The 24032-nt window shown below is 58.6% G+C and carries 27 protein-coding genes, 1 tRNA gene and 1 pseudogene; 8 read left to right on the top strand and 21 right to left on the bottom strand.

What is annotated here, in order from left to right; genetic code table 11:
* Positions 1-54 precede the first annotated feature (54 nt).
* The 4 genes from J3P91_RS08230 to J3P91_RS08215 form a co-directional block, all read right to left on the bottom strand.
* Complete coding sequence (locus tag J3P91_RS08230) at positions 55-396, bottom strand: antibiotic biosynthesis monooxygenase family protein (RefSeq protein ID WP_434603320.1); 342 nt, start codon at positions 394-396, stop codon at positions 55-57.
* Between the two features lie 40 nt (positions 397-436).
* Positions 437-1411 carry a zinc-dependent alcohol dehydrogenase family protein gene (locus J3P91_RS08225; RefSeq protein ID WP_434603318.1) on the bottom strand — a complete coding sequence of 325 codons (975 nt, stop codon included), beginning with the start codon at positions 1409-1411 and terminating at the stop codon, positions 437-439.
* A gap of 63 nt (positions 1412-1474) precedes the next feature.
* On the bottom strand, positions 1475-1777 hold the full coding sequence (locus tag J3P91_RS08220) for an ArsR/SmtB family transcription factor (RefSeq protein ID WP_305501316.1): 303 nt from the start codon (positions 1775-1777) through the stop codon (positions 1475-1477).
* A gap of 72 nt (positions 1778-1849) precedes the next feature.
* A complete protein-coding gene (locus tag J3P91_RS08215) occupies positions 1850-2665 on the bottom strand; it encodes a suppressor of fused domain protein (protein ID WP_434603316.1) in 816 nt (271 codons plus the stop codon).
* Between the two features lie 75 nt (positions 2666-2740).
* Here J3P91_RS08215 and J3P91_RS08210 point away from each other — a divergent pair.
* A pseudogene (locus J3P91_RS08210) lies at positions 2741-2887 on the top strand (nucleotidyltransferase family protein); the annotation flags it as partial.
* A 326-nt stretch (positions 2888-3213) separates the two neighbouring features.
* Here J3P91_RS08210 and dapF read toward each other — a convergent pair.
* Positions 3214-4017 (bottom strand): diaminopimelate epimerase, encoded by an 804-nt coding sequence (gene dapF / locus J3P91_RS08205; protein ID WP_434603314.1) that lies wholly within the window; start codon positions 4015-4017, stop codon positions 3214-3216.
* Positions 4018-4171: 154 nt separating this feature from the next.
* Here dapF and J3P91_RS08200 point away from each other — a divergent pair, with 154 nt between their 5' ends.
* Positions 4172-5137 (top strand): DMT family transporter, encoded by a 966-nt coding sequence (locus J3P91_RS08200; protein WP_434605035.1) that lies wholly within the window; start codon positions 4172-4174, stop codon positions 5135-5137.
* A gap of 14 nt (positions 5138-5151) precedes the next feature.
* Here J3P91_RS08200 and J3P91_RS08195 read toward each other — a convergent pair whose 3' ends face one another.
* Positions 5152-5790: a helix-turn-helix domain-containing protein gene (locus J3P91_RS08195; protein WP_434603312.1), complete on the bottom strand. Its 639-nt coding sequence runs from the start codon at positions 5788-5790 to the stop codon at positions 5152-5154.
* Entirely contained in the window at positions 5787-6119 is a 333-nt protein-coding gene (locus tag J3P91_RS08190) for a type II toxin-antitoxin system HigB family toxin (protein WP_434603310.1), read from the bottom strand. The genes J3P91_RS08195 and J3P91_RS08190 overlap by 4 nt, the downstream gene beginning before the upstream one ends.
* A gap of 223 nt (positions 6120-6342) precedes the next feature.
* On the opposite strand from J3P91_RS08190, the gene J3P91_RS08185 reads away from it, so the two are divergent.
* Positions 6343-7158 (top strand): DUF1206 domain-containing protein, encoded by an 816-nt coding sequence (locus J3P91_RS08185; protein ID WP_434603308.1) that lies wholly within the window; start codon positions 6343-6345, stop codon positions 7156-7158.
* A gap of 33 nt (positions 7159-7191) precedes the next feature.
* Here the strand turns inward: J3P91_RS08185 and J3P91_RS08180 are convergent, their stop codons facing one another.
* Positions 7192-7689 (bottom strand): nuclear transport factor 2 family protein, encoded by a 498-nt coding sequence (locus tag J3P91_RS08180; protein WP_434603306.1) that lies wholly within the window; start codon positions 7687-7689, stop codon positions 7192-7194.
* 124 nt (positions 7690-7813) lie between these two features.
* Positions 7814-8854: a UV DNA damage repair endonuclease UvsE gene (uvsE, locus tag J3P91_RS08175; protein WP_434603304.1), complete on the bottom strand. Its 1041-nt coding sequence runs from the start codon at positions 8852-8854 to the stop codon at positions 7814-7816.
* Between the two features lie 321 nt (positions 8855-9175).
* On the opposite strand from uvsE, the gene J3P91_RS08170 reads away from it, so the two are divergent.
* Positions 9176-9358, top strand: coding sequence for a hypothetical protein (locus J3P91_RS08170; protein WP_434605034.1), 183 nt, complete (start codon positions 9176-9178; stop codon positions 9356-9358).
* Between the two features lie 319 nt (positions 9359-9677).
* Here J3P91_RS08170 and J3P91_RS08165 read toward each other — a convergent pair.
* Positions 9678-9767, bottom strand: a tRNA-Ser gene (locus J3P91_RS08165).
* 308 nt (positions 9768-10075) lie between these two features.
* On the opposite strand from J3P91_RS08165, the gene J3P91_RS08160 reads away from it, so the two are divergent.
* The 3 genes from J3P91_RS08160 to J3P91_RS08150 all read left to right on the top strand — a co-directional run bounded on the left by J3P91_RS08160 (position 10076) and on the right by J3P91_RS08150 (position 12913).
* On the top strand, positions 10076-10765 hold the full coding sequence (locus J3P91_RS08160) for a crotonase/enoyl-CoA hydratase family protein (RefSeq protein WP_434603302.1): 690 nt from the start codon (positions 10076-10078) through the stop codon (positions 10763-10765).
* Between the two features lie 318 nt (positions 10766-11083).
* A complete protein-coding gene (locus tag J3P91_RS08155) occupies positions 11084-11806 on the top strand; it encodes a lysophospholipid acyltransferase family protein (protein ID WP_434603300.1) in 723 nt (240 codons plus the stop codon).
* A 135-nt stretch (positions 11807-11941) separates the two neighbouring features.
* Positions 11942-12913: a magnesium and cobalt transport protein CorA gene (locus J3P91_RS08150; protein ID WP_434603299.1), complete on the top strand. Its 972-nt coding sequence runs from the start codon at positions 11942-11944 to the stop codon at positions 12911-12913.
* Between the two features lie 91 nt (positions 12914-13004).
* Here the strand turns inward: J3P91_RS08150 and J3P91_RS08145 are convergent, their stop codons facing one another.
* The 3 genes from J3P91_RS08145 to J3P91_RS08135 form a co-directional block, all read right to left on the bottom strand.
* Complete coding sequence (locus J3P91_RS08145) at positions 13005-13739, bottom strand: amidotransferase (RefSeq protein ID WP_434603297.1); 735 nt, start codon at positions 13737-13739, stop codon at positions 13005-13007.
* An 84-nt stretch (positions 13740-13823) separates the two neighbouring features.
* Positions 13824-15968 carry a 3-hydroxyacyl-CoA dehydrogenase NAD-binding domain-containing protein gene (locus J3P91_RS08140; RefSeq protein ID WP_434603295.1) on the bottom strand — a complete coding sequence of 715 codons (2145 nt, stop codon included), beginning with the start codon at positions 15966-15968 and terminating at the stop codon, positions 13824-13826.
* A gap of 26 nt (positions 15969-15994) precedes the next feature.
* Positions 15995-17200, bottom strand: a complete 1206-nt coding sequence (locus J3P91_RS08135; RefSeq protein WP_434603293.1) for an acetyl-CoA C-acetyltransferase — start codon at positions 17198-17200, stop codon at positions 15995-15997.
* A gap of 587 nt (positions 17201-17787) precedes the next feature.
* On the opposite strand from J3P91_RS08135, the gene J3P91_RS08130 reads away from it, so the two are divergent.
* Positions 17788-18606 (top strand): c-type cytochrome, encoded by an 819-nt coding sequence (locus J3P91_RS08130; RefSeq protein WP_434605032.1) that lies wholly within the window; start codon positions 17788-17790, stop codon positions 18604-18606.
* A gap of 79 nt (positions 18607-18685) precedes the next feature.
* On the opposite strand, the gene J3P91_RS08125 is transcribed toward J3P91_RS08130, so the two are convergent.
* The 8 genes from J3P91_RS08125 to J3P91_RS08090 form a co-directional block, all read right to left on the bottom strand.
* A complete protein-coding gene (locus J3P91_RS08125; RefSeq protein ID WP_030137746.1) occupies positions 18686-19027 on the bottom strand; it encodes a ribonuclease E inhibitor RraB in 342 nt (113 codons plus the stop codon).
* Between the two features lie 203 nt (positions 19028-19230).
* The gene (locus J3P91_RS08120; protein ID WP_434603291.1) at positions 19231-19467 is read right to left on the bottom strand and encodes a hypothetical protein; all 237 of its coding nucleotides are present in this window, start codon (positions 19465-19467) and stop codon (positions 19231-19233) included.
* 138 nt (positions 19468-19605) lie between these two features.
* Positions 19606-20214, bottom strand: a complete 609-nt coding sequence (locus J3P91_RS08115; RefSeq protein ID WP_434603290.1) for an START domain-containing protein — start codon at positions 20212-20214, stop codon at positions 19606-19608.
* A gap of 39 nt (positions 20215-20253) precedes the next feature.
* On the bottom strand, positions 20254-20508 hold the full coding sequence (locus J3P91_RS08110) for a YkgJ family cysteine cluster protein (protein ID WP_434603288.1): 255 nt from the start codon (positions 20506-20508) through the stop codon (positions 20254-20256).
* Positions 20509-20656: 148 nt separating this feature from the next.
* A complete protein-coding gene (locus J3P91_RS08105; protein WP_434569331.1) occupies positions 20657-21130 on the bottom strand; it encodes a translation initiation factor 2 in 474 nt (157 codons plus the stop codon).
* 84 nt (positions 21131-21214) lie between these two features.
* Positions 21215-22657: a PLP-dependent aminotransferase family protein gene (locus tag J3P91_RS08100; protein ID WP_305496026.1), complete on the bottom strand. Its 1443-nt coding sequence runs from the start codon at positions 22655-22657 to the stop codon at positions 21215-21217.
* A gap of 201 nt (positions 22658-22858) precedes the next feature.
* Entirely contained in the window at positions 22859-23668 is an 810-nt protein-coding gene (locus J3P91_RS08095; protein WP_434569332.1) for an OmpA family protein, read from the bottom strand.
* Complete coding sequence (locus J3P91_RS08090; protein ID WP_434603286.1) at positions 23665-24024, bottom strand: DUF4398 domain-containing protein; 360 nt, start codon at positions 24022-24024, stop codon at positions 23665-23667. The genes J3P91_RS08095 and J3P91_RS08090 overlap by 4 nt, the downstream gene beginning before the upstream one ends.
* Positions 24025-24032: the final 8 nt, after the last annotated feature.

Raw genomic sequence — 24032 nt, 5'->3', positions numbered from 1 at the left:
TTGTCGGATGGGTCGGGCTGAAGGGACCGGACATTCGGGAAAATGAGGATCGGCTTAGACTCCCCGGCTGACGGCGCCGCCTGGATCAGCACCTTCACCGACAAAAAAAGCCGCCCCCTCGATGTGGTAGACCCTCGGCTCTTCAGAAAAGTATTCCTCCAAGCCCAGCATGAACAACCGGTGGTCTTCACTCTCTTCGAAACCCGGTGTGTGATGCTCAAGCGATTGCCATCGCACGATCAGGTTGAATTGCTCGGGGGTTTCAATCCCTTGCGCCAGCAAATGGCCGCCGTAGCCCTTTGCTCGGGTGAGCAAAGGGGCGACCTCGGCAAATGCTCGTCTGAACATTTCAATGCGTTCTTTGTGAACCGGGAGCAGAGCGATCTCGTAAATCATGGCGTACCTCGAAAATGATTCAAGCGGTCGAAAAAGCGCATTACGCAATGAGCGACGGCTCGACTGCGATCGCGATTTTTCCTCGAATGCCATTGTTTGGACTTTCCAGCCGGGCATGGGCGAGCCCGATGTCGGCCAGCGAATAGACGGCACCGAGATGTGGCCGCAGCAGACCCCGCGCTACCAATGCGCTCAACTCATCGAGTTTGCCGCGGTTCTGTCTGGTGAAAACGAAGTGATAACTCGCGTTCTTGCCCCAGGCCTGAACGACATTCTGTGGCTGTGAAATGTCGACGATCGTGACGACGCGGCCAAGTTGTGCCAGCACGTCAGGGCTGCGTGACAATGTGTTGCCGCCGATGGTGTCGAACACGACATCCACACCGCGGCCAGCCGTTTCTCGCATGACGGCTTCAACATAATCCTGTTTTTCGTAGTCGATGATCACATCGGCGCCCATGCTGTGTGCGAACTCGGCGTTTGCCTCGCGCACGGTGGTGAATACCTGTGCTCCCATGGCTTTTGCCAACTGGATCGCCACATGGCCGACGCCTCCCGCGCCGCCGTGTATCAGAATGCTCTCTCCCACTCTGAGCGCCGCACGCACGATCAATGCTTCCCATACCGTCCCGCCAACCAGGGTCAGGCTCGCCGCCTCAAGATGGCTCAGCGAGGCTGGCTTCTTCCCGACGATGCTCTCGGCAGCGACGTGGTACTCGGCATAACTTCCTGGCCCGTCGAATATTTGCGGGGTGTACCAGACTTCATCGCCCGGAGCGAAGTTTGTCACCCCTGGCCCAACTTCTTCGACAACGCCCGATACATCGTGGCCGGTAATGGCCGGCAGTTGCACCAGGTCGGGATAGTCGCCGCGTCGAACCTGGTAATCCAACGGATTGATGGAGGTTGCATGTACCCGGACCAGGACTTGTCCTGTCTGCGGCACTGGCTTGGGCACATCGCGAAGCTCGAACGAACCCGACCCGCCAAATGACTTGAGTATCATCGCTTTCATTGCAAAATCCTCGTATCGATAAAAAGGGATATCGAGATATCTCGATATATTGCGGCAAAAAAATTACAGTTCTGTCCCTATGATCTCCGCAAGCGCGCTGATGGCTGCTTCATTGCGCTTGTAGTAAGTCCACTGACCGATGCGCCTGACTTCGACCAACCCCACTCGTTGCAGCGTCGCAAGATAACCGGACACCGTCGACTGCGACAGTCCGATACCTTCTTGAATACTGCTGACGCAGACTCCCACCGTATGAACGTCACCTTCATCCTGCGGAGGGAAGTTCTTTGCGGGATCCTTCAGACCTTTCAGGATCTGAAGGCGTGTAGGGTTCGAGAGCGCTTTGAATATTTCGATCAATTCCATGACGCCGAGGATATCGAGATTTTTAGATATGTCAATACGAAACTTCAAGCTTTTGGTCCGCGTCCATCCGACTCACACCACACTCGCCCGATGCAGGCTGCTCATATGTCCGACGCCCGCCTCCTGCAAACGGCTCACCAGATCCTCCCGCGCCGCTCGCCCACCGGAACGCACGTACTCCAATTCCGCCGCGGTGATCAACACTACCGGCACCAATCTGACGGGTGACAAGGGCATATCCTCCACTCGGGTAGAGAAATCCGGCTCCGGGCCTCCCAGCAGGACCCCAGTGGAATCATCATCCGTTACGAAGAGCTTGGGCAGTTGCTCACTCATAGGGTGCGATTGACTGAACCCGGGAATCTCCAGGGACAGCGCCCCGTACTGATCAAGCTGGTGCGTGATGCCGCCAGCGTCGGCGACCGTCCTGGCAACATGCTCCACGAGCTCGAATGCCCAACTGCGCTTGAAAGGATCGACCTCACCCATGGGGCCATAGGCGTGCTCGGGTATATCCGCAGTTTCGACGAACAACTCCATTTCGAAACCGTTGCCCATTCCTTCCGTATCATCGAACGGATCCGACAGGCCTTCCGTGGCTAGGATGATCGTGTCCCCACGGCGAACCACGCGGTAGGCCTGGCGGGTGGAGGGCCAGTAAGGGCCACCGGAAAAGGTTGGACTGATCATATAGGCAAGAACATCCCGCTCGACGGTGCCGACAGCCCGCCAATGACGATCCAGGCACGCTTCACCGGCTTCCCGGATGGCCAGATTGGCTGCTTCAGCCTCGGTCAGGTCGCCGAGCTCGTGGACCTGCGGCGTTGGCTGCGCATCCTGGGTTTCAGGGGCTTTTGATGAACCGAAGAGCTTCTTGAAGAAATTCATGGGTGTTCCTGTTTGAAACTTGCAGTTGCGGTAAGGTCAGGCGCCAGCCTGGATCGATTTTCCAAAGGGATAACTATGACGCTGACGGTCGAAAGCCTGGTCAGGATAGCAATGACCAACCCCATCAACGCGCAAATCACCGCGCGCCTGCCTTCGCTCGGCCTGGATCAATGCATGCTTACCGCTGGCTGCCTGTTCCAGGCTGTCTGGAATCATCAAACGCAGCAAGCGCCCCCAGCCGGATTTGTTCGTTGAGAAAGCGAGAAGTTATAAGGCTCGCTGGCCGGGGCTCAGGATCATGGAAACATGATGCAAATCTCCATGGTCCTGGTGGCGAGGGAGCTTGCTCCCGCTGGGCGGCAAAGCCGCCCCAAACGTTCTTCCAGACGAACTGCATCCACCGGTCTACGACGGCTACGCCGCCGAGCGGGAGCAAGCTCCCTCGCCACGAAGCGTGTACCTGTAAGATTATGTACGGAAGTTGCTGCCGCCTTCGCGAGCAGGCTCGCTGCCACAGAAATCGGCTCAGGGCTCAAGCACCTGCCTACTCAAGCTTGACTCATTGTCCCTGAGAAACTTGCCTCCACCGGGCCGATCAGAAAGACCGAACCCATGCCGTCCCATTGCACTGTCACGTTTCCGCCATCACATTCAACTGCGACGGTACTGTCCAGCAGTCCACGACGGATTCCGTTGACAACCGCGCCGCACGAGCAAGAACCTGAACCTAGCGCAATGCCCGCCCCGCGCTCCCAGATGCGCAATCGGATATGCGTGCGATCAACGACCTGGACGAAATGAACATTGGTCTTGAGTGGAAATAGCGGGTGGGTTTCGATGGCTGGTCCGATAGTGGCGATATCAACGTCCGCTAGATCGTCGACAAAATATGTGCAATGCGGGTTGCCCATGCTGCACGCGGCTGGACTACCGGCAAGGGGCAAAACGGTGGAGTCCAGGTCCTGCGACAGGGGAATGTCCGACCAGCCGCAAAGTGGCACGCCCATGTCGACGCAAATGTCGCCGTTTGGCGTACGCTCGCAGATCAACAGACCGCGGTTGGTGCGTAGCGCTACCGAAGCAACATTGGCTTCGCGCATGAGCAGGTCCGCCGCCCCGCGCGTCGCGCTGCCACAAACATCCAGCGCGGAGCCATCTGCGTTCCAGAACATCACCCGCGCATCGGCATCGTCACAATCGAGCAGCACCGCGAGTTGATTGAAGCCCACGCCACGGTTCCGATCCCCCATCCGCCGGGCTATCGCACTGGTCACCGGACTGGGCGAGTTTCGCGAATCGACGATGACAAAATCGTCGCCATTGGCGTGCATTTTTTGGAAGTTCAGCGGCATGGATTGATCCTGGCAATGGATAACGGACGGGACTATTCAAAGAGGCTCAATGCGCGTCGTTGAATTCCGTCTATAACGTTATGGCGCTTGGAAAGCTAACATTCTGAAAATTATCCGTCGCCTTCGGGGGGCTGATGCTCGGAGAACCTGTCGGATAGTGAAGACGCACTCGAACCTCATCGTCGGATTGGCCCTCGCGGTAGTCGCGACGCTGAGCTGGGCGCTGAACTTCATTGCGCCCTACGTCACCGGGGCCTACACAATCTATGATTTGATGATCGTAAGATTCCTGATCGCCGGAGCGCTGGGCCTGGGTGTCGTGCTGCTCTACCGGGCCCGACTTCGGCTCCTGCGCCTCGATCAGATGCTCCTGGCCGCAGGCCTGGGTGTGATCGGCTATCTCGGCTACAGCGCATGCATCGCCGCCGGTATCATTTTTGGTGGGCCGGTGCTGACCCCGGCCTTTATTGGCATGGTGCCGGTCTTGCTGGCACTGCTGGGCAACGCCACGACCAAAACCCTTCAGTGGCGCAAACTGGCGATCCCATTGGTTTTTCTAACCGTGGGCCTGCTGCTGTCCAATCTCGGCGCTGTCCATCAACCCGTTGCAAACCAGGGATCCTGGCTGATGGGTTTGCTGTTTTCTATCGGTGCCGTGATCTTGTGGCTCGCGTTCAGTTGGTTGAATCAACGCGCCTTGCTGAAGCTATCGCCCAACGCCTCGGGCGTATGGACAGGCCTCATGATGGCGGGTGCGGGAATCGGCACCGTGTGCCTGTTACCGGCGATACAAGCGTTCGACCTGCTCGCACTGCCGCGCGTGGGTTTCAGCCTTTCCGTTGCAGGACACTTGTACCTCTGGAGTTTCGTTATTGCGCTGATGTCATCCGTCGTCGGTGCCTGGGCCTGGAACGCCGCGTCCCGGCGCCTGCCCATGGTGCTTTCCGGGCAATTGATCGCCCTGGAGTCGCTGTTCGCGACACTGCTTGGCTTATGGTTTCATGGCCGGCTGCCGACGCTACTGGAGATGTCGGGGCTTGCTGCCGTGCTTGTCGGGGTGATCATGGCGGTGCGTATCATTCTGGCTTCGCGTGGATCGACAGTGGCCCGTGTCCCTTGATCAACAGGTTATTGCTATCGCCTATCCGGCTCCTTTACTGCCTTTCTCCGGCCCTTCGAAGTCACTACTTTGTATTCAGCGGCATCGGCCTCTTTCACTGGCTGTGCAGTTGGAGAGTCGCTGTGAAAGCGGTAATACATTGAGGGTTTCCTGACAGGAAGATCAACAGTTCCGAGATGAGCAGCCTTTGCAGGACCAGCCGACAAGAAAGCGCTCGGTTCCATCGCAAAACGCTCAGCTAGCGCATATGCCATCTTGTGACTGATGGGGCGATCTCCATTGAGCACCTTGGACACCGCGGTTTTGTCACCGATTTCAGGAAGGTCTGAACCGGTGAGCCCAAGCGTCTCCATAAGGTCCTTGATCAGTTGCACCGGGGTGCAGGTCGCCTCAAAAGCGGCGTTCGATTCGCGGAACTGGTCGGAATCGCGCTGGTACGCCAGGATTTCCTCTTCAAGCTCAGCGAGAATCCTTTCCTCGGTCTTGCTCAGCCCACGCCCATCGGTGAGCTCATCGAGCAAATCGGTCGCGCGCTCGTAGTCGGCCGGGGTCTTGATGCCGTGCACAAACTCACCCCGCAGGCGATCCAGTATCGCGTAAAGCTCGCCAAGCGTTGCGATCACCGTTTGAAAGTCGTTCCGGGCTGCGCTCATCGTTTTGTCCCTTTGTTTCTTGCATACCAGACGTTGGCGACGTGGTAATCGGCATGCGTGTAGACGTGTTTGACGTAGAACTTCTGCCGCGCGTAGTTAACGCCGCCTATCACCCTGAGATTATTGCCGCCTACATCAATCACAACCCAATTCATTGCGGCTCTTGGCTTGAACAAGTCGACACCGTGCGTACCGAAAAGCTTTTGCAGGTCTGCGAATTCCTTGGGGCGCGCCATCCTCAAAATGCGCAGGCAGCGCTCAAGCCCAGCCCTGTCGTTCGGGTACAGAATCGCAGCGTCGTCAAAGCGGGATGGCGTGAGTATATCCATGGGCGTCCTTGTCTTTGGGCCGATGGTACTCTGGTTGTGTTTTTTAACAACTTTTGTTTGTTGGCAAATGTGAAAGCTTAATGATGACGGAAAACGTCAGCAATCCCAGCCGTGCGCTGAACCTCGACGCAACCATCAGGCCAATGGGTCAGGCCCCATCTTCAATCGAACCCCTTCCGACGCCATGGGTCTGTTTTTGTATCACTGTCGCGGAATAGATCCCATGTCCCCACACCAGAGCCTGGTGCTACTTGCCCGAGGCGGTTATGCCGCTCGTGGCGCTATCTATCTCATCGTCGGCATTCTTGCCTTGCTCGCGGCCCAAGACTCCACCAAACCGAAAGACAGCCACAAAAGCCTGGAGATGTTGCTGAGCCAGCCCTTCGGCCATGCCTTGGTCGGGCTAGTGGTGGCGGGCCTGCTTGCCTTCGCCGGCTGGCGCATTTTGCAAGCCACGCGCGACGTTGATCATCACGGCACGCAGTTCAAGGGCTTGGTGATTCGCGCCGGGTTGCTGGCGAGCGGCCTGGTCAATGGCGCGCTGGCATTCTTTGCCTTGGGCCTGCTGATCAGCGGCTTGAAAAGCTCCGGGAATTCCGGCGGTGGGCAAACCCAGGACCTGCTGGCGCGCGTCCTGTCCTGGGACCATTCGAACCTGTTGGTTTACCTCGTCGCGCTGGTGCCACTGGGCGTCGGCATTGCCCACATCATCAAAGGCTGGAAGGCCTCGTTCGAAAAATATTTCGAGGCTGACGAAGAAGTGATGCGTTATGTGCGGCCGGTGTCGCGCTTCGGCCTGATCGCCCGCGGGGTAGTGTTTATCGAGATCGCCGTGCTGCTGATCATCAGTGGCTCGGCCTATAAAGCCGTGGACCCGCCCGGCATGAAAGATGCCCTCGATGCGTTGCAGAATCTGCCGGCCGGAGGCCTGGTGTTGATGGTGATGGCCCTGGGGCTGATTGCCTTTTCGGTCTACAGCTTTTCCGAGGCGGCATGGCGCAAGATCAATATGGATGTGCCAGGAGTGGCGCACACATAGGTCAACTTGCGCCGTTGTTATGTCAGCTGCCCTCTACTGCGCAGGCGTTACCCGGCGCATGAGGTCATTTAACGCGTAGGTGTCGAGGAAGGCCATTGCCTGAATGATCCGGCCATCCTTGAAGGTCAGTTGCCACAAGTAGGTATTGTTGTAGGGTTTTTGATCGAGGGCTGTCGCAGTGCCGTTCCACAGGACAACGACAATGTCGTCCTGGGCGATGATGCTCTGCAACGTGGGGGAAATTGGCGTCGCCAGTCGGGCGCTGATCGGCCGCACGGCCTGTTCGATCAGCTCGGTCTTGCCGTCATACACGCCGGAAACCGGGCTCGATCCGGCGACTGTCCAGACCGCATCGGGCGCCAGCAGGTCGAAGACCGTGCCTTTGCCCTGCTGCCAGTTCGCGAATGCCTGGCGGACCAGATTCGTATTGGCTTCTTGAGTGTTTTCCGAAGCCCAGGAGGTGTTCGTGGAAAGCATTAACGCCAAAACAACAACCTGGGCACGCCAGGCCAAACTTTTCCATGTAGTCATGATGTTTACCTCACGGCAATGCAGTTGATAAAAGTTCTTTCTGAGAACCTTAACGGCATGCGCCTTGAAGCTTTTGCTCGATACTGCTGTGGGGTTGCCTGATGCTGTTCGCAGGTCGTTTGATCTATGCGGAGGGATGAAGATAAGGCCGAGCGACATCTTCATAATATGCCTGCGCAGCCAGATTCTTGTCTTTCGCCTCCAACATGATGTCGAAACGGTCCAGAAACTTGAGCGCGTATTCGTTGGTCCAGCGATTCCACATCTGATCACTGTGGCCGTACAAGTCACGTTTGGACACCACCTTCAATAACGCATCCATCTCAAGCTTTTTGCCTGCATCGAAACCCAATTCTTGCAATCGCTCCGGCGGCTGCGAGTAATGCATGGTGGGCCGAACCCCACGCCAACTTTCGATGATGCGATCGACTCGCAGGGAGTCCGGTGCGATGTAATCGTTCTCGTTGATCCAACAGTGGTGGATATCCAGCACGACGGGGGCAAGGTCAGCCAGTTGCAGGCAATCATCGACGCCGTAGGTCTTCTCCTCGTTTTCGAAGGTCATGCAATTGCGCGCCACCTCCGACAACCGCGGCCAGATCGAACGGATCCCCTCGCCCCCCAGGCGCCCGGCGATGTGCACGTTGCATTTGAAGTCCTGGAAGCGCCGACCGTAACCCATCATCCGGATCATGTCGGCGTGGTACTCGAACTCGGCGATGCTGTTCTCCACCACGCCCGGTTTATCCGAGCCCAACACACAATACTGGCCAGGGTGGAAGGACAGCCGGATATCCGCCGAACGCGCGAGGTTGCCAATCACAGCGAAGCGTTCTTCCAGCTGGTTTTGAATGGCCGGGTCCTGATAGAAAGCGCTCACCTTCGGATGACTGTAGAACGGCAACAGATCGCTGCTCAATCGAAGCATGCGCAGCGTTGGCCCAAGCTCGGCAACGTACGCGATGAGGCGCAGCTGTGCGTCGAGATTGTGCGTCACGACTTCAAGCAGCTTATCGCGGGCGACCTGGAGAGGGACGCCATCCATCCAGCGTAACGTCGTAGTGCGGGGGTTGTATGGCGCTTCGATGGTCTTTAACGCACTCGCAGCAAGGCCGCGATCAGGGTGCCGGTATTGGCAGGCGAAGCCGATTCGTGGGTGAGTCATGGGAGGTCCTGGCCGTCATCCGTGTTGGCGGTAGACACTCTGGAGGCTGAGTTGTCCTTTTTGATTGGCTCGATGAAAACTGTTTTCGGCGACCTGTTGACCACGCTTGGCGCCGCCAAGAAAAACCGATTGCGATGCGCTCGGCATACCTTGAAACCCAAGTACACGCTGATCGGCGAGCCGCGATGAATTCAAATGGCTATACTCGGGGCAGGAAAAAACTCGCAGCCGTACCTTAAAGGACAATATGGATCTCAGGGCAGCGCACAGAGCGCGACCCGTGGTGACCCCGAAAGGACGAACACCATGCAGGAATTCAGTATGAACGGCGCAGAATTGGAAAAGGTCCATGTCGAAATTGCCAAATTGATGGCTGAGACCAAAAAGCTCAACGCCGGAGCGGGCAAGATGACTCGCGAAACGTTCTGGTATCCAGTCGCGGTTGCCACCGGCCTGATCGGTACGGTGGCCACCGTCACTACGCTGCTAATCAAATTCGTCTAACCTGACAGGCCCTGCAAACGCGGGGCCTTCTTACCTTGAGCCCAAATGAAAACCATAGAGCAGTACAGTCCGCGCTCCGCGGACCCATTGGCGCGCCTGAAAATCAATCTCGGCTATACCAGGCAGCAAATGGCCGAACTGGTAGGGCTGGCTCAGAGTGGGCAATGGGGTAAGTACACGGGTGGCGCGAGCTGAAGGGCAAATGCGGCAGAAAAAGCCAATGTTCCCAAGATGTTCCCATGTCGCCCTTTTTTAAGGACCAAAAACCACAAACCCCCGACTTTCTCTAGGAAAATCAGGGGTTTGTGTTTGCAGAATATGGCGGTGAAGGAGAGATTCGAACTCTCGATACAGTTTCCTGTATACACACTTTCCAGGCGTGCTCCTTAAGCCACTCGGACACTTCACCGTGTCTCGGCAAACTGTTCAGTCTGTCGAGGCGCGCTAATGTAGTCGAAAGCCTTTCCGATGGCAAAGGTTTTTTTCAGAATTTTCATGCGGTTAAGGCCGGTCGGGTATTTCGGACGCGGCGAGGCAGGGCAAACCGGCCAAACTCCAGCTTCGACTATGGGCGGCTTCACGAGGGCAAGCGCTGGCTGTTGGGCGCCTCGCGAGATTTGGGCGGGGCGGCGCTGACCGGTGAGTCAGTCACGGCGCTTTACCTGGCCTGCGGCGGTGGGTAACGTCTGCTTCACTTCTCTTACAAGGAATAGCGTCATGAGCGACCTGATTGCCTACCATCTCGAAGACGGTATCGCGACCCTGACCTTGAACAATGGCAAGGTCAATGCCATTTCGCCTGATGTGATCGTCGCATTCAACGCTGCGCTGGACCAGGCAGTGTCTGATCGCGCGGTGGTAATCATTACCGGGCAACCGGGGATTCTGTCGGGCGGTTACGATTTGAAGGTGATGACCGCCGGCCCCAAGGAGGCAGTCAGTCTGGTCGCGTCTGGCTCGACTCTGGCTCGTCGCCTGCTGTCGCACCCCTTCCCCGTCGTTGTCGCCTGCCCTGGGCATGCGGTGGCCAAGGGTGCGTTCCTGCTGCTGTCGGCGGACTACCGCATTGGTGTGGAGGGGCCGTTCACCATCGGGCTGAACGAGGTGCAGATCGGCATGACCATGCACCACGCCGGTATCGAGCTGGCCCGTGATCGCTTGCGCAAGTCTGCGTTCCACCGCTCGGTCATCAACGGCGAGATGTTCAATCCGCAGAGCGCCGTGGATGCCGGTTTCCTCGACAAGGTGGTCGCGGCTGACGAGTTGCAAGCTGCGGCACTGGAGGCAGCGCGTCAGTTGAAGAAGATCAACATGACCGCCCACAAGAATACCAAGCTCAAGGTTCGCAAGGCCTTGCTGGATGCATTGGACAGCGCGATTCTGCTGGATCAGGAATACACGGGCTGAACGTTGGCTAAAGGCAATATCGCTCACCTGGAAAAACAACGTACCCGTGGCGAGGGAGCTTGCTCCCGCTGGACTGCGTAGCAGGCCCATCTTCATGAGTGCTTCGCACTCAAGCGGGAGCAAGCTCCCTCGCCACAGGACCGGTGAAGTTTCCCATGTAAGTTACTGAGGAATCGGTAACCGCTCTATCCCGCTTCTTACGCGTCGTTTAGAAACATACGCTTAAACATCGTCTATCTCCTCCCTCTACAGGCGCAATTGCCGAAAACAGTGCACATCCGTACACTGCGCCACCTTTTGTCCCGATGGGGCCTGTTGATGTTGTTTGCATTGCGTATGTGTTTGATGGGCCTGCATTTTGTTCTGGCAGGTGTGCTGGGGGTGGTTCTGGGTCTGTGCCGGCCATTCAATCCTGACAACAGTCGTATATGCGCCAGGTTATACGCGCTGCCTGCGATGTGGTTTCTGCGCCTGCGGGTCAAGGCAGAGGTCGACACGCTGGTCAACAAGACTCATGGCTGCGTGATCATCGCCAATCATCAGTCCAACTACGATCTTTTCGTGTTCGGCAACGTGGTGCCGCGTCGTACCGTGTGCATTGGCAAGAAGAGCCTGAAGTGGGTGCCGTTGTTCGGCCAACTGTTCTGGCTGGCGGGCAACGTGTTGATTGATCGCGGCAATGCAATCAAGGCGCGCAAATCGATGCTGACCACCACCCATACGTTGCAGCATGAAAACACGTCTATCTGGGTGTTCCCGGAAGGGACGCGCAACTTGGGGGAAGACCTGTTGCCCTTCAAGAAAGGCGCGTTCCAGATGGCGATTGCCGCCGGGGTGCCGATTATCCCGGTGTGCGTCAGCACTTATATCAAGCATATGCGCCTGGATCGCTGGCACGCCGGTGACATTCTCATTCGTTCGCTGCCAGCCATTCCTACCGCTGGCCTGAGCATGGATGACATGCCCCGCCTCATCGCCCAATGCCGCGAACAGATGCGTGAATGCATCGAGACGATGGACCGGCAACTGCGCGTTGCGTAAACCAAAAACCCGCCTTCACGGCGGGTTTTCTTTTGCACCGAACTCGGCGCATTTTGCTGACTCTCAAAGACCATGGCGCGCTAAGCTGCACGTTGCCTGCCACTGCCAATTTCCAAGAAGAAGCGAACCATCATCATGGGTAGAGTCGTTGCTGCTGCGGTTTACAGCGCCGGTAAAAAAGTCACCAATATCACCCTCGACGAAGGCAGCGCCTGGGCTGCAAAACCAGGACATTTTGTCTGGATCGGCCTCGAAGAGCCCAGCGCGCTGGAACTGACCAACCTGCAACGCCAGTTCAACCTGCATGAGCTGGCAATTGAAGACGCCATGGAGAAACATAGCCGTCCCAAGCTGGAAACGTTTGGCGATGCGCTGTTCATCGTCACCTATTCGCCGGTACGCGAGAACGGCAAGCTGCAATTCATCGAGACCCATATCTTCGCCGGCAAGGGCTATATCATCACCGCTCGCAACGGCCACTCGGCGTCCTACGCACATGTCCGGCAGCGCTGCGAGGCGCGTCCCATCTTGCTGGAGCATGGGGAGGATTTTGTCCTCTACGCCATCCTCGATTTCGTCATCGAGAACTACCAGCCCGTCGGCGAAGCCATCCACACCGAGATCGATGAACTGGAGCGCAACGTACTGTGCAGCGCCTTGAACGAGCGCGATATCCAGAACCTGCACAGTCTGCGCCGCGACGTGCTACGCCTGCGTCGTTATGCGGCACCTATGGTGGAAATCAGCGAAGAGCTGCAGCGCCTGGACTTTCCGTTCATCGACAAGAACATGACTCCGTATTTCCGCGATGTACAGATTCATGTCACCCGGCAGATGGAAGACCTGGCGACACTGGCGGACATTGCCAGCCAGACCATTGAGATCGGCGTATTGCTGGAGGCCTCGCGCCAGAGCGTGGTGCAACGCAAGTTCGCAGCGTGGGCGGCGATCCTGGCGTTTCCGACCGCGGTGGCCGGGATCTATGGGATGAACTTCGAAAACATGCCGGAGTTGACCTGGCACTACGGGTATTTCCTGGTGCTCGGGTTTATCGGGGTGGGATGTACGTCGTTGTGGGCGAGTTTCAAGCGATCGGGATGGTTGTAGGGGATTTGCTAGTGGGATTTGCGTGGCCGTCTTCGCGAGCAGGCTCGCTCCCACATTTGATCTGCTGATCAAATGTGGGATGCCCGGACATTCAGCCTTGGGCGGCTTCAGCTTGGGGTTTGTGGGCGACGAAACGCATCATCCACTCCGCTACCGTCGTGCCGTGATGCTCCTGTTCAAGGCTCGCCACGCCCTGGCTGTAGATCTGCTCGCCGAGGTGTTGCTGGCGAATTTCCAGCAGGGCCCGGGAATAATCATGGATGAATTCCGGGTGGCCCTGGAAGCACAGGACCTGATCATTGATGTGATAGGCCGCGAATGGGCAGAAATCGCTTGAGGCGATGACCGTGGCATTTTCCGGCAGCTCGGTAACCTGGTCCTGATGACTGATCAACAAAGTCAGTTCCTCCATCACCGGGCTCATCCAGGGCGCCTTTGCCGCGAGTTTGTAACGATGGGTGCCAACCCCCCATCCCTGGCTGGCGCGCTCGGTCTTGCCGCCCAGCAACAAGGCCAGCAACTGATGACCAAAGCAGACGCCCAGCAGTTTGTCGCCACGCTGGTAGCGGTCCATCAGATAGGTCTTGAGGGTCTGGATCCAGGGGTCGCTGCCAAAGGAGTCGGCCTTGCTGCCGGTCACCAGGTAGGCGTCGAATTGCTCGCCATCGCTGGGGTATTGCCCCTCCACCACGTTGTATAAGACAAACTCGGCCGCAATGGGCTGTTGCGAAAACAGGCGCTGGAACATCTGCCCGTAACCCTGATATTGCTCGACCAGTTCCGGACGCAGGATATCGGTTTCCAGAATGCAGATGCGTAACGACATAAAAAATACCTGACACGATGATGGGAATATTGCACACCCCAGAGCCTGCCTTGAAACACCGCTCCAAGGCAAGCCCCCTCCCCGTCAGAACATCGCCCGGCTGGCGGCTTTTTCCAGCAACAGGGCCGGTGGTGAGAAACGTTCGCCATATTGCTCGGCCAGGTACTGGGCACGAGCGATAAATGCCGGCAAACCGTACTGGTTGATGAACTGCAACGTCCCACCTGTCCAGGCCGCGAAACCGATGCCGAATACCGAGCCGACATTGGCATCCGGCGTCGAAGTGACGACGCCTTCTTCTACGCAGCGAACAGTTTCCAAGGCCTGGATGAACAGCAGGCGATCGCGGATATCCTGCGCGGGGATTTGCCCATCGGCTTTCTCGAAACGGCTCTTGAGCTCCGGCCAGAGATGCTTCTGCCCTTGGGCTGGATAGTCATAAAATCCGGCTCCGGCCGCTTTGCCTGGTCGTTTGTACTCATCAAGCAGCAGGTCGATCACGGCGAATGCAGGATGCTCTGTCGGCGCTTTCCCTTCTGCGTGCAGGTCTTTGGCGGTTTGAGCGCGGATATGGCTCATCAAACCGAGGGAAACCTCGTCCGAAACAGCCAGGGGCCCGACCGGCATCCCGGCTTTGCGCGCTTCGGTTTCGATCATCGGCGCACTCACGCCCTCGCCGAGCATCGCAATGCCTTCGTTGATGAAGGTGCCAAACACCCGCGAAGTGAAAAAACCACGGCTGTCTTTGACCACGATGGGCGTCTTGTCGATCTGCCGGGCAAAATCGAAAGCCCGGGCCACGGTTTCATCACTGGTCCCGGCCCCCTTGATGATTTCCACCAGCGGCATTTTTTCCACCGGACTGAAGAAGTGCAGTCCGATGAATCTGCTCGCGTCCGGCACCGCCTCGGCCAGGCCGGTGATGGGCAGGGTCGAGGTGTTGGAAGCGATCACCGCCTCAGGCCCCGCTGCCGCCTGGGCTGCTGACGACACTTGGGCTTTCAGGGAACGGTCTTCGAAGACGGCCTCGATGATCAGGTCACAACCGGCCAGCTCGGCATCGTTGTCGGTAGGGTGAATCCGCGCCAGCGTGGCGTCGCGTTGTTCCTCGGTGAGTTGGCCGCGCGCGACTTTTTTGTCCAGCAACGCCGCCGAGCGTGCCTTGCCCTTCTGTGCGGCGGCCAAGTCGATGTCCTTGAGCACCACGTCGATGCCGGCCACGGCGCTGACGCAGGCGATACCGGCGCCCATCATGCCCGCACCGAGCACGCCGACTTTTTTTGTCAGATAAGGCGCAACACCCTGTGGGCGGGATTTGCCGGCCTTGATTTCGTTGAGTTGAAACCAGAAGGTGCCGATCAGGTTCTTCGCCACTTGTCCCGTGGCGAGCTCGGTGAAATAGCGCGTCTCGATCAGATGCGCCGCGTCAAACCCCACCTGCGCGCCCTCTACTGCAGCGCAGAGAATCTTTTCCGGGGCCGGCAGGCAGCCCTGGGTCTTGTTGCGCAGGATCGAAGGCGCGATCGCCAGCATCTGGGCGACCTTCGGGTCGGACGGGGTCCCGCCTGGAAGCCGATAGCCCTTCACATCCCAAGGTTGGATCGCATCCGGATGGGCGAGAATCCAGGCTCGGGACTTGGCCAGCAGCTCGTCGCGATCCGCCGCCAGCTCGTCGATCAAGCCGGCCTGCAACGCCTGCTGCGGGCCAAGTCGCTTGCCCTCGAGCAGATACGGCAAAGCCTTTTCCAGACCCAGCACCCGCACCATCCGCACCACACCGCCACCGCCCGGCAGCAGGCCGAGGGTGACCTCCGGCAAGCCGATCTGCACCGATGGATGGTCCAGCGCTACGCGATGATGACACGCCAGGCAGATTTCCCAACCGCCGCCCAAGGCCGCACCATTGATCGCCGCGACGACGGGTACACCGAGGGTTTCGAGGGCGCGCAGTTGCGCTTTCAGCCCCAGGACCATCTGATAGAACGCCTGGGCCTCGGATGGGTCGATCCTGACCAGCTCGTTCAAGTCGCCACCGGCAAAAAAGGTTTTCTTGGCCGAGGTGATGATCACCCCGGCGATTGAATCTTTTTCGGCCAACAGACGCGCCACGCAGGCGGCCATCGCCTCGCGATAGATCGCGTTCATGGTATTGCTGCTCTGGCCCGGCATGTCCAGGGTCAGGAGAACGATCCGGTCCTGGCCGGTTTCGTAACGAATGGCTTCGGTCATGAAAAGTGTTCCTTGGTGTCGAGGGCTCAGAGGCGTTCGATGATAGTGGCGATGCCCATTCCGCCGCCGACACACAGCGTCGCCAGGCCGTAACGCAGGCGACGCGCCTCCAGCTCATCGAGCAAAGTGCCAAGAATTGCGCACCCGGTGGCACCGAGTGGGTGCCCCATGGCGATAGAACCGCCGTTGACATTCACCTTTGCGGGATCGATGGCCATGTCTTTGATGAATTTGAGCACCACCGAGGCGAAGGCTTCGTTGACCTCGAACAGATCGATGTCTTCCACCCGCAACCCGGCTTTCGCCAAGGCCTTGCGGGTGGCCGGGGCCGGGCCAGTGAGCATGATGGTCGGCTCGGTGCTGGTGACCGCAGTGGCGACGATTCGCGCCCGGGGCTCCAGGCCCAACTCGCGGCCCTTTGCCTCGGTGCCGACAAGCATCAGCGCCGCGCCGTCGACGATGCCCGAGCTGTTGCCCGGGGTGTGCACATGGTTGATTCGTTCGACATGGCTGTAGACACGCAACGCCGTCGCGTCGAAGCCCATCTGGCCCATCGCCTCGAAACTCGGCCGAAGCTTGCCCAGCCCTTCAAGGGTCGAGTCGCCACGGATGAATTCGTCGTGGTCCAGCAGCACGATGCCATTCTGGTCCCGCACCGCCACCAGTGATTTCGCGAACGATCCGTCGTCCCGAGCCCGAGCGGCCTTGCGCTGGGATTGCAGCGCGAAGGTATCGACATCTTCGCGATTGAAACCTTCCAGGGTAGCGATCAGGTCCGCGCCAATGCCCTGGGGGACAAAATGCCCCTGCAGGTTCGATTGTGGGTCCAGCGCCCACGCGCCTCCATCGCTGCCCATCGGTACCCGTGACATCGACTCCACGCCGCCGGCCACCACCAGGTCCTCGAAGCCGGAGCGCACTTTCATCGCCGCCAGGTTCACCGCCTCAAGGCCCGAGGCGCAGAAACGGTTGAGTTGCACGCCCGCCACGCTGACGTCCCAGCCTGCCACCAGGGCCGCCGTCTTGGCAATGTCGGCGCCTTGGTCGCCTACCGGAGTCACGCAGCCGAGCACGATGTCATCGACGTGACGGGTGTCCAGGTCCATGCGCTGACGCAACGCGTCGAGCAGGCCGGCGACCAGGTTCACCGGCTTGACGGTGTACAGGGCGCCATCGGCCTTGCCCTTGCCGCGGGGCGTGCGTAATGCATCGAAAATCAAAGCTTGGGTCATGACATCCTCGAACCATCATCGACGAAATGCGAACACCTCTAACCTTAAGCCCAGCGGCGCCGGATTCAATGACCCCAGCGCTCAACGGCATTGACAGCCACGCTCAGACGAACGGTAGCGTGCTATCGGGTTAACCGTTTCAGGTGAGCAAGCTGTCTAGCAAGAGGGCCGGCAAGTAGCTGGCAATAGGCCTCATGCCTGTTTAATAGCTATTAGCTTGAAACTCATATGAATTGGATCTAAGCCAACGCGGCTGCGGCCCCTAATGTAAACCCTGTACAAGAGAGTCGTCGGGTTTTGCCGAGGCGCTTGTCAGCCAGTTTCAAACAGGAAGTGCAACGCCAGCCGCCACGGAGCTACGCAGGCTGGCCTCAGGAAATAACAAAAAAGGCGGGTCAGCCATGTTCAAACACTCGAAAGTTCGTCAAGCCGGACTCATCCTCTTTGCCACTACGCTGCTGTTGATTTTGCCGAACATTACCAAGGTCATCGGCTGAATCCGGCGCGTGGTGCCATCGCCAGCAAATGCACGAGGGTCGTTGTTCAAGCGAGGGTGGCTGTGCCACCCTTTGCGCTTCCCTCTCGACATGGAAGGCGATTCATTGAAAGCTCTCATTGCGATCGGGGCGCTGCTGCTCAGCACGCCTCTATTTGCCGCGCAACTCGTACTTGAACTGGGCACGCAGGCACGCACCTGGCAAACCGAGGAACTGCTCAAGCATCCTGAAGCTCGGACGGTCCGGATCAATGACGATGTTTCCTACAAGAAATCCATGAGCTATCGCGCCGTCCCCCTCACGGCGTTGTTGACCGGCGTCCAGCCGAATGACCATTTGCAGGCCGTGGCGCTGGATGGCTTTGCCGCCGAAATGTCCGCTGCACCGTTGCTCAACCAGAGTGGCGCCCGTGCGTGGCTGGCGATCGAAGACCCAGCAGCCCCCTGGCCCTCACTGGGCGAGGGCAAGCGCAGTGCCGGGCCCTTTTACTTGGTCTGGACCGATCCCCAGGCGGGACATATCAGCCCCGAACAGTGGCCCTACGCGCTGGCGAGCATCAAGCGCCTGTCCGCGGTGGCCGAGCGTTTCCCTGCCCTGCTGCCCTCCCCAGGCCTGGCCAAGGACGATCCGATCAATCAGGGTTTTGCGCTGTTCCAGAAAAACTGCCTGGCCTGCCACCGCCTCAACGGTGCAGGCGATGCCCAGTTCGGCCCGGACCTGAACATTCCCTTCAATCCAACCGAGTACTTCTCGGGGGATTTTCTCAAGCGTTACATACGGGATCCGCAGAGCCTGCGGCGCTGGCCTCAAGGGAAGATGCCGGGGTTCTCGGCGGCGGTGCTGCCGGATGCGGAGCTTGATCTGCTGGTGGGATATTTGAAGCATATGGCGGGACGCAAGCAGCCGTAGATGCTTGATTGCCGCAAGAGCGCTACATGAAAACGGCCGACACAAAGGTCAGCCGTTGCTGTGCTGCAAAGAGTAAGTATCAGGCCTGCAGGCGACGGATCTCCTGCTTGACGCCCCACCCTTCAATGATGCCACCCAGTGGCTCCACCACCGCCTCGAAGTTCAGTTCGAAGTCGCCAATATCATCATAGGTGGCGTACATCACCCGGCTCAGTTCCAGTGACCAGGCACCATCTTCCCGAGCGCTGATCTGCGCATTCAACGATTCTCCCCGAAAATGACCTGCCGCCCTGCGCGCCCGTTCCTCGTCGGGAAAAATGGCGTAGAACTCGATGGGATGGAATTGGGAGAAATCGAAACCGCCTTCTTTCATGCGGCGCAACACGCTGGTGCTGATATCTTCTTGATAGGCTGTGCTCATGAAACGTCCTCCTCAGAACCGATGGATAGACTTTCCGTCTTCCCGTGCATGCAACCAGCGGTTACAAGCGATACGGCATCAAATGACCGTCGGGACACAAGCATGTAGCTGACAAGACCGGACCTTCGCGATCCTTTCGCTGATCTCGATTGCAGAGTAGCGTCAAGTCAGTGCGACTGCCAAGCGGGACCAGACAATGAATTTCATGGAACCGGTTTAATGCTGATGATTTCAATGCTGTTCTGGGTTTTCAGGCTCTTGACCGTGGGGTCGTCGGTGCGGCCCTCCAGGTCGTTGAGGTCCAGCTCTTTCGAGAGAGGTACCAGCTTTTCCCGAATCAGTTGTGCCGCTTGTTCCATCGTGGGCTCCTGGGCGTAATCAAACTGCTCGGCGATCGTTTCGCCGTGATCGTCAACGAAGGTGATTTCCCACTTTTGCATCAATGTCTCCTTGATCGATGGAATGGCCGGGCTTACCTCTATCTCGACATTGGCGGCGAAACAATCGTTCCGCTGAGTTCGTTGACGGCACATACGAAAAAACCGCCTCAAGGGCGGTTTTTCTCGGAGTGACCAGGACTATTTTTCGGCGCGTTCTTTCAACGCTTTCAGGGTATTGAACGGCGCATCCACCACGAACTTGTTAGCCAGCCAGGACGGAACATCGCCCCCCGGCTCGGTATGGACCTGGTAAATCACTTCGACCTGATCCGCGCCCTTGGGAGTGAATTTCCAGAAACCTTCGACTTGTGCCACTCGCACGAAACCTTTTTCTTCAGGTGCGTAAGCGGGTACGCCCTTGAGGTTGCGGGTCAGGCTGCCATCCGCGCCTTCGACGGTAGTGACTTCCAGCACTGAGTCACGGGGCGTGACCGGCCATGGCGTGTTGAATTGAGTGTAGGTCCAGCTCTTGCCGCCCTCGTGCTTGAGCAGCTTCTGGCTCTTGCATTCATGAATCCAGGCACAGGCACCCGATACGTCTTCCTGCAAGGCTCGCAACTTCGCCATGGTGGTCTTCATGACGGTCACGCCTTGGTAGGCCTTGTACTTGGAACCGCTGACTTCACTGAGTGAAACCTTGATGCCTTCCTTTTCCTTGGCAACCTGCCAATCCTCAGCCTGGGCGGTAGCCGTTGCCAGCAACACGGTCAAACCACACAACACAGCCATACGATGCAGCGAACCCATAATTGTTTTCCTTGTTTTCGAAGTTCCGATCTTGACGCATTACGCTGCCGTGACTTGCTCCCACCAACCGATCAAGCGAATGGCTTCTTCGCTGCTGTCGCCACAGACCTCGATGTCAGCCTCAAACGCGGAGCACACCGCAGGGCGATCGGCCCGGCCGAATATCTGGCACAGATTGTCGACCGACAACTGCACGCAACGCTCGCCCGCCGGCTTGCCTTGAGGCATCCCTGGGATGGGTGAGCTGATGGAGGGGGCGATGCAGCAGGCGCCACAGCCCTCGCGGCATTTCATGACGAAAACGTCCTCGCGGCAGGTAATGGTTGATAACAGGACAGAGAGTAACGGCTAAAACGAACGTTTCAAATTACTGGATGGGTGTTTTTTCGTTCATGACGCGATGACCGAGCAGTCAGTGACAAGTTGCAGGCGCAATGAATGCCTACTGCTTGAATTCGAACTCCAGCGCTGCGCCTTCCACTTCGTTGCGCTCCTGGTTGCGCAACGGCAGCTGCATTTCGTTGCTCAGCAAACGTCCGTTGAGTTGGAACGGCCCAGGCTTATCGCCGAACATGGGCGGCAACAACGGCTCACGCTTGGGCAGCGGCACCGTTCCCGGGGGCTTCAGCTCCTCGACCATTTCATTGGGCAAGCTCAAGTCGAGCTTCGCCGGTGGCAGTCGGGTCTTGGCAATTTCGCGGGCGGATTTGCTTTTGGAGGCGACAGGCGCACGTTTTTTTCTGGTATTCGCGGCTTTCTTCGCGGGGGCTTTTTTCACCGCTGCGGGTGCCTTGCCAGGATTCTTCGTAGCGCTGGCCGCGGGTTTTTCCTGTGCCGCAGCCGCCACGACGCCTCCTGAATGGAAGGCAGTCAACAGGCCAAGCAAAACCCAGACGGCAGGGACAATGGCTTTCATTGGACTCGATGGCAGTTACGACACAAGCCCCATGCTCGCCTGTTAATCGAGCGCTGACAAGCATGTCCATCCAAGCGCTTGAATTTAAAGGAGCCCGCTCGCGGTCTCCTGGCACAGCTGGGTGGCCAACAGCCCCAGCGTCATCAGGGCCCGCTCTGCCTCGCGGTTCCAGGGCGTGCCGCAGTTCAGGCGAATGCAGTGGTTGAACTGCTCGGTGTTACTGAAGATCAGCCCGGGGGCGATGCTGATGCCCTGCTGCAGCGCCCGCACGTGCAACTCCTGGGTATTGACCCGTCCCGGCAGGCTGACCCAAAGGATGAAGCCCCCGGTAGGACGGCTCATTTGCGTGCCTTCGGGAAAATACTGCTGCACAGCCAGTTGAAAGGCGCTGAGGTTCTTGCGGTACTCCTGGCGAATGTAGCGCAGGTGCCGGTCGTAGCCGCCGTTTTCCAGGTACGCCGCGATGCCCATCTGCGTGACGCTGCACGCCGAATGAGTACTGAACGTTTGCAGGCGCTGGATCTCTTGCTGGAACTTGCCGGCGATCATCCAGCCGATGCGCACACCCGGCGACAAGGTCTTGGAAAAACTCGAGCAGTAGATCACCCGATCCAGGCGGTCGTACGCCTTGAGTGCCTTGGTACGCCCCTGCTCGAACATCAGTTCGCCGTAAATGTCGTCCTCGACAATCTGAATGTCGAAATCCGACGCCAGGCGCAGCAGCTGCTTTTGCCGCTCCTCAGGCATCGTGCCGCCGAGGGGATTGCTCAGGCGCGTGGTCAGGACCAACGCCTTGATCGACCACTGGTTGGCCGCCAGCTGCAAGGCTTCAAGGCTCATGCCGGTGACCGGATCGCTGGGGATCTCGATCACCTTGAGTCCCAACAGATCCGCCAACTGCAGCAAACCGTAATAGGTCGGCGACTCGGCGGCGATCAAATCCCCCGGCCGGGTCAGCACGCGCAGCGACATTTGCAACGCATCGACGCAGCCATGGGTGATCACTACTTCGGAGGGGTCGACCACGACTCCGGCATCACGCATGCGAATCGCCACCTGGCGCCGCAACGGCTCGAAGCCGGGGCTGAACATGTAGCTGAAGGCCCGCGGACTGTGAAACCGTGTGACCTTGGCCAACTGCTGGTGCAACGCCCGCACTGGCAGATAATCGACGCTCGGCACCGCCGCGCCCAGCGGGAAGACCCCTTCACGGCGCGACTCGACTAACACCTGCTGGATAATGCTACTGCGCGTCACCAGGCCGGGGCGCTCGACCCGGGCGATGTCCGGCGTCGGCGCGGTCAGGGCCGGCGTCTGGTGCACGTAGTAACCCGACTGCGGCCGCGCCCGGATCAACCCTTGGTCTTCCAGGTTGGCATAGGCCTGCAACACAGTGGCATGGCTGACGTTGAGCTGCGAACTCATCTTGCGCACCGACGGGACGCGTTCGCCGGGCTGATATACACCGCGCCGGATATCTTCAGCCAGTTGTTGAGCAATACGTTGGTAAAGCAGGAGGTTGGTCATGACGCAGCACTCGATTTCACGGGCATTTTATTCTTGTGGGAAATATTACCGGAACAGTTTAGAAGTGTACTGGGACAGTTGCCAGATTACTTGACAGCACAGTGCAGTGACACCCCCAAACTGTACCCTTTTCTCTACGGTCTCCAGGCGCAAAAAAACCCGGCGCCTTGGCAGGGGCCGGGTTTTCCAGTGACGCAACCCTCAGCGGGCGGCGCCGAGCTGACCTTTCTCGTCGGAAAAGACGATTTCCACACGACGGTTCTGGGCCCGGCCACGCTCGGAAGCGTTGACGTCCACCGGGTATTGATCGCCGTAGCCTTCGACCTGAATGCGTTTTTCATCGATTCCCAGGTCCACCAGCACGTCCGCCACCGCCTGCGCGCGATCACGGGACAGCTTGAGGTTCTCCTGCTTGCCGCCGGTGCTGTCGGTATAGCCCTCGATACGCACCACGCGCTTGGGATTGAGCTGCAGGAACTGCACGATCTTGAGTACCACGCGGTTGGCCGAGTTCTTCAGTTCCGCTTCGCCGGTGTCGAACAGCACGTCACCCAGGGTCATCACCAAGCCGCGATCAGTCTGGGTGGTGGCCATCGCCATGATCTGTTCTTCCAGCCACTTGCCTTGCTGCTGGACGCTCAGCAACTTGGATTCGCGCAAGGCCAATTGCAGGCGCTGGCGTTCCAGCTCAAGCTTCGCCGCGCGCTCTTCGTTGAGTAACTGATTGCTGTGTTCCCGCGCGATCTCGCTGTAGCGCTGGCTCAGGTAAGCGTAATGCTGGACATCCTCGCCGCTGCCCCAATAGCTGGACAGGCGATCGGCCCGGGCCAGGGATTCGCCGGCGCGGATGACATCCTTGGGCGCGGCGCGCAGGACATTGGCGTCTTCCTTGACCTTCTGGAAGCTGGCGCTGGCCTGTTCCAGCGCCGCTTCGCTACGCTGGCCGGCGCAGCCATACAAACTGGCGAGGCCCGCGAGGACCAGGCTGCCACATACATGGGACGGCTTCATTGGGCATCATCCCTCAACTGTTTGCGCAAGCGCTTGATTCGAGTATCGAGCACGTTCAACTGCTCCTGGCGCTTGAGACTGAGCACCTTCGCTTCGGCCAGGCGCGCGTCCAGCTCGGCCTGCTCGGCGCGCATGCGTGCCTTCTTGTAGGATTCGTCGGCCATGTTGCTCTTGGCGCGGGCGAATTTTTCTTCGGCGAGTTTAAGTTCAGGCACGTCATCGGCGGTGGCGCCCACCGCATGGGCCTGCTCGATGGCCTGTTCAGTCAGGCGCAGCTGTTCATTCGGCGCCGGATCGGCTGCACAACCCGCCAGAGCCAGAACGGCCAGGGCAGCGAAAAGAGGTCGAATAGTCACTAATGTTC

It is taken from the genome of Pseudomonas sp. Z4-7 (assembly GCF_051131965.1).
In the GTDB taxonomy this organism is placed as follows: Bacteria; Pseudomonadota; Gammaproteobacteria; order Pseudomonadales; family Pseudomonadaceae; genus Aquipseudomonas.
The sequence above is the reverse complement of the archived record's forward strand: the minus strand, read 5'-3'. Positions and strand labels throughout refer to the sequence as shown.